Raw genomic sequence first — 5,459 nt, 5'->3', positions numbered from 1 at the left:
GCGAATACGTCCGCGGGAAGCGGTGTCTACGCTTCAGAGATTCGTCTGGAGGGGCGCAAAAAGAAACACCCTCACCGGTATCGGTAAGGGTGTTTGGGATAAAGCCCCTGGCGGTGACCTACTCTTGCATGCAAGTGCACACTACCATCGGCGCGGCTGCGTTTCACTTCCGAGTTCGGGATGGGATCGGGTGGGACCACAGCGCTATGGCCGCCAGGGAAGGGGTTGAAGCAGCGCAGATTGCGCCCGCTTCAATTCGGTTGGCAAACGAGTGACAAGCGTCCGGATTCGTTGGAACCGGCACGTGGCGAAGGCCACTTGGGGTTATATGGTCAAGCCGCACGGCTCATTAGTACGCGTAAGCTCAATGCATTGCTGCACTTCCACACCGCGCCTATCAACCACTTAGTCTAAATGGTGCCTACAGGAGAGTTGAACTCTCGGGAGATCTCATCTTGGGGCGCGCTTCCCGCTTAGATGCTTTCAGCGGTTATCGCTTCCGTTCATAGCTACCGGGCAATGCCATGGGCATGACAACCCGAACACCAGCGGAACGTCCACTCCGGTCCTCTCGTACTAGGAGCAGCCCCCCTCAAATCTCCAACGCCCACGACAGATAGGGACCGAACTGTCTCACGACGTTCTGAACCCAGCTCGCGTACCACTTTAAATGGCGAACAGCCATACCCTTGGGACCGGCTACAGCCCCAGGATGTGATGAGCCGACATCGAGGTGCCAAACACCGCCGTCGATATGAACTCTTGGGCGGTATCAGCCTGTTATCCCCGGAGTACCTTTTATCCGTTGAGCGATGGCCCTTCCATACAGAACCACCGGATCACTAAGACCTACTTTCGTACCTGCTTGATCCGTCGATCTTGCAGTCAAGCACGCTTATGCCTTTGCACACAGTGCGCGATGTCCGACCGCGCTGAGCGTACCTTCGTGCTCCTCCGTTACTCTTTGGGAGGAGACCGCCCCAGTCAAACTACCCACCATACACGGTCCCTGACCCGGATTACGGGCCGAGGTTAGAACGTCAAGCACTTCAGGGTGGTATTTCAAGGATGGCTCCACCGAAACTAGCGTCTCGGTTTCGTAGCCTCCCACCTATCCTACACAGAAGAACTCAACGTTCAGTGTAAAGCTATAGTAAAGGTTCACGGGGTCTTTCCGTCTTGCCGCGGGAACGCTGCATCTTCACAGCGATTTCAATTTCACTGAGTCTCGGGTGGAGACAGCGCCGCTGTCGTTACGCCATTCGTGCAGGTCGGAACTTACCCGACAAGGAATTTCGCTACCTTAGGACCGTTATAGTTACGGCCGCCGTTTACTGGGGCTTCGATCAAGAGCTTCGCCTTGCGGCTGACCCCATCAATTAACCTTCCAGCACCGGGCAGGCGTCACACCCTATACGTCCACTTTCGTGTTTGCAGAGTGCTGTGTTTTTGATAAACAGTCGCAGCGGCCAGGTTACTGCGACCCTTCTCAGCTCAGCTACGCATGTAGCCACCAAAAAGGGCGCACCTTCTCCCGAAGTTACGGTGCCATTTTGCCTAGTTCCTTCACCCGAGTTCTCTCAAGCGCCTTGGGATTCTCACCCTGCCTACCAGTGTCGGTTTACGGTACGGTTTTTCTTAAGCTGAAGCTTAGTGGCTTTTCCTGGAAGCGTGGTATCAGTCACTTCGCCCAAAAGGGCTCGTCTCGGTGCTCGGCATAAAGAGGGCCGGATTTGCCTAACCCTCATGCCTACCGCCTTTCCCCGGGACAACCAACGCCCGGTAGACCTAACCTTCTCCGTCCCCACATCGCACTTAAGAAAAGTGCTGGAATATTAACCAGCTTCCCATCGACTACGCATTTCTGCCTCGCCTTAGGGGCCGACTCACCCTGCGCCGATGAACGTTGCGCGAGGAAACCTTGGGCTTTCGGCGTGCGGGCTTTTCACCCGCATTATCGTTACTCATGTCAGCATTCGCACTTCCGATACCTCCAGCAGACTTTACAATCCACCTTCACAGGCTTACGGAACGCTCCTCTACCGCGCACACAAAGTGTGCACCCCGAGCTTCGGTGTCTAGCTTAGCCCCGTTAAATCTTCCGCGCAGACCGACTCGACCAGTGAGCTATTACGCTTTCTTTAAAGGATGGCTGCTTCTAAGCCAACCTCCTGGCTGTCTATGCCTTTCCACATCGTTTTCCACTTAGCTAGAACTTGGGGACCTTAGCTGCGGGTCTGGGTTGTTTCCCTTTTCACGACGGACGTTAGCACCCGCCGTGTGTCTCCCGGATAGTCTGTCCTGGTATTCGGAGTTTGCCATGGTTTGCTAAGTCGCGATGACCCGCTAGCCATAACAGTGCTCTACCCCCAGGAAGATTCGTCCGAGGCGCTACCTAAATAGCTTTCGAGGAGAACCAGCTATCTCCGAGTTTGTTTAGCCTTTCACTCCTATCCACAGCTCATCCCCATCTATTGCAACAGATGTGGGTTCGGTCCTCCAGTGCGTGTTACCGCACCTTCAACCTGGCCATGGATAGATCACTCGGTTTCGGGTCTACTGCCAGAGACTATGCGCCCTATTCAGACTCGGTTTCCCTTCGCCTCCCCTAGACGGTTAAGCTTGCCACTGACAGTAAGTCGCTGACCCATTATACAAAAGGTACGCAGTCACCCTTGCGGGCTTCCACTGCTTGTACGTATACGGTTTCAGGGTCTATTTCACTCCCCTCTCCGGGGTTCTTTTCGCCTTTCCCTCACGGTACTTGTTCGCTATCGGTCAGTCAGGAGTATTTAGCCTTGGAGGATGGTCCCCCCATGTTCAGACAGGGTTTCTCGTGCCCCGCCCTACTCAATTTCACACCTAATGCCCTTTCGCCTACGGGGCTATCACCCGCTATGGCCGGCTTTTCCAAACCGTTCGACTAAAACACTAGATGCTTTTGGGCTAGTCCGCGTTCGCTCGTCGCTACTGACGGAATCTCGGTTGATTTCTTTTCCTCCGGGTACTTAGATATTTCAGTTCCCCGGGTTCGCTTCCGCAACCTATGAATTCAGTTACGGATACCGCTTGCGCGGTGGGTTTCCCCATTCGGACATTGCCGGATCAAAGCTTGTTGCCAGCTCCCCGACACTTTTCGCAGGCTGCCACGTCCTTCATCGCCTCTGACTGCCAAGGCATCCACCGTATACGCTTGGTCGCTTGACCATATAACCCCAAGTCGCCTCGGGATTACACGTTTCAAACCACCTGTTCGTGCCTCAACACGTGTCTCGGTTCGGTTCGAACCAAGACGCTTGTCACTCGTTTGCCAGTTTTCAAAGAACACAAGAACGGCCTCAACGCCGCCTCGCTTCAAATCTTTATGTGTGCTTGGATTTCACGCGTCACCATGGTGGAGCCAGTCGGGATCGAACCGACGACCCCCTGCTTGCAAAGCAGGTGCTCTCCCAGCTGAGCTATGGCCCCGTGGTTGGTGGGTCTGGGAGGACTCGAACCACCGGCCTCACCCTTATCAGGGGTGCGCTCTAACCACCTGAGCTACAGACCCGGAAGCTTCTTGCTAGGGACGCTACGTGAAATACAGGTGTCTTGTGTGGACGTCTTGCGCGACGAATCGCGCTGTCGTTCTCGAAAGGAGGTGATCCAGCCGCACCTTCCGATACGGCTACCTTGTTACGACTTCACCCCAGTCATGAACCACTCCGTGGTCGTCGTCCCCCTTGCGGTTAGACTAACGGCTTCTGGAGCAACTCACTCCCATGGTGTGACGGGCGGTGTGTACAAGGCCCGGGAACGTATTCACCGCAGCATAGCTGATCTGCGATTACTAGCGATTCCGACTTCACGGAGTCGAGTTGCAGACTCCGATCCGGACTGGGATCGGCTTTCTGGGATTGGCTCCACCTCGCGGTATTGCAACCCTCTGTACCGACCATTGTAGTACGTGTGTAGCCCTGGCCGTAAGGGCCATGAGGACTTGACGTCATCCCCACCTTCCTCCGGTTTGTCACCGGCAGTCTCCTTAGAGTTCCCACCATTACGTGCTGGCAACTAAGGACAAGGGTTGCGCTCGTTGCGGGACTTAACCCAACATCTCACGACACGAGCTGACGACAGCCATGCAGCACCTGTGTTCCGATTCCCGAAGGCACTCCCGCATCTCTGCAGGATTCCGGACATGTCAAGGCCAGGTAAGGTTCTTCGCGTTGCATCGAATTAAACCACATACTCCACCGCTTGTGCGGGCCCCCGTCAATTCCTTTGAGTTTCAGTCTTGCGACCGTACTCCCCAGGCGGCGAACTTAACGCGTTAGCTTCGACACTGATCTCCGAGTTGAGACCAACATCCAGTTCGCATCGTTTAGGGCGTGGACTACCAGGGTATCTAATCCTGTTTGCTCCCCACGCTTTCGTGCTTCAGCGTCAGTGTTGTCCCAGATGGCCGCCTTCGCCACTGATGTTCCTCCCGATCTCTACGCATTTCACCGCTACACCGGGAATTCCACCATCCTCTGACACACTCTAGCTCGCCAGTATCCATCGCCATTCCCAGGTTGAGCCCGGGGATTTCACGACAGACTTAACGAACCGCCTACGCACCCTTTACGCCCAGTAATTCCGATTAACGCTTGCACCCTTCGTATTACCGCGGCTGCTGGCACGAAGTTAGCCGGTGCTTATTCCTCAGGTACCGTCAGCTCCACGGGGTATTAGCCCATGGCATTTCGCTCCTGATAAAAGTGCTTTACAACCCGAAGGCCTTCTTCACACACGCGGCATTGCTGGATCAGGCTTGCGCCCATTGTCCAATATTCCCCACTGCTGCCTCCCGTAGGAGTCTGGGCCGTGTCTCAGTCCCAGTGTGGCTGATCATCCTCTCAGACCAGCTATCGATCGTCGCCTTGGTAGGCCATTACCCTACCAACTAGCTAATCGAACATCGGTTCGTCCAACCGCGCGAGGTCTTGCGAGCCCCCGCTTTCTCCCTTAGGACGTATGCGGTATTAGCGTAAGTTTCCCTACGTTATCCCCCACGTTTGGGTAGATCCCGATGCATTACTCACCCGTCCGCCACTCGCCACCCGGTATTGCTACCTGTGCTGCCGTTCGACTTGCATGTGTTAGGCATGCCGCCAGCGTTCAATCTGAGCCAGGATCAAACTCTTCACTTAAGTTTTCGATCATCCGAAGACGATCTATCTTTCTGAAGCGTGACCCCAACCAATCAAAACTCATTACTGACTTTCATTTGGGTGGGACGCTTGCATTGCTTGGACAAGTCATCGACTCGCCAGCGCAAGGCGTCCACACAATTCACCTGTGCACACTGTCAAAGATCTTGTCACCGCGGAGCTTTCCGCTACAGGACATTTCGTCCCGGTGAGCCGCCTACTATACATCGTCTTTTCGGTCCGTCAACACCTTCGTCGAAGTCTCTTCAGCGCGGGTGGTGGGGC

At 55.0% G+C, this 5,459-nt stretch carries 2 tRNA genes and 3 rRNA genes; all 5 read right to left on the bottom strand.

The features are described 5' to 3' along the window. Positions 1–105: 105 nt before the first annotated feature. The 5 genes from rrf to IHE49_RS18270 all read right to left on the bottom strand — a co-directional run bounded on the left by rrf (position 106) and on the right by IHE49_RS18270 (position 5,174). Positions 106–218 (bottom strand): 5S ribosomal RNA (rrf, locus tag IHE49_RS18290). A 110-nt stretch (positions 219–328) separates the two neighbouring features. Beyond that, a 23S ribosomal RNA gene (locus tag IHE49_RS18285) occupies positions 329–3,207 on the bottom strand. A 185-nt stretch (positions 3,208–3,392) separates the two neighbouring features. Beyond that, positions 3,393–3,468, bottom strand: a tRNA-Ala gene (locus IHE49_RS18280). 5 nt (positions 3,469–3,473) lie between these two features. Next, positions 3,474–3,550 (bottom strand) — tRNA-Ile (locus IHE49_RS18275). A gap of 83 nt (positions 3,551–3,633) precedes the next feature. Continuing rightward, positions 3,634–5,174 (bottom strand): 16S ribosomal RNA (locus tag IHE49_RS18270). Together the 16S, 23S and 5S rRNA genes with 2 tRNA genes alongside form the textbook arrangement of a ribosomal RNA operon. Positions 5,175–5,459: the final 285 nt, after the last annotated feature.

Origin of the sequence: Rhodanobacter sp. 7MK24 (assembly GCF_014842995.1) — a bacterium.
Classification (GTDB): domain Bacteria; phylum Pseudomonadota; class Gammaproteobacteria; order Xanthomonadales; family Rhodanobacteraceae; genus Rhodanobacter_A.
This window is presented reverse-complemented; position numbering and strand designations above follow the sequence as displayed.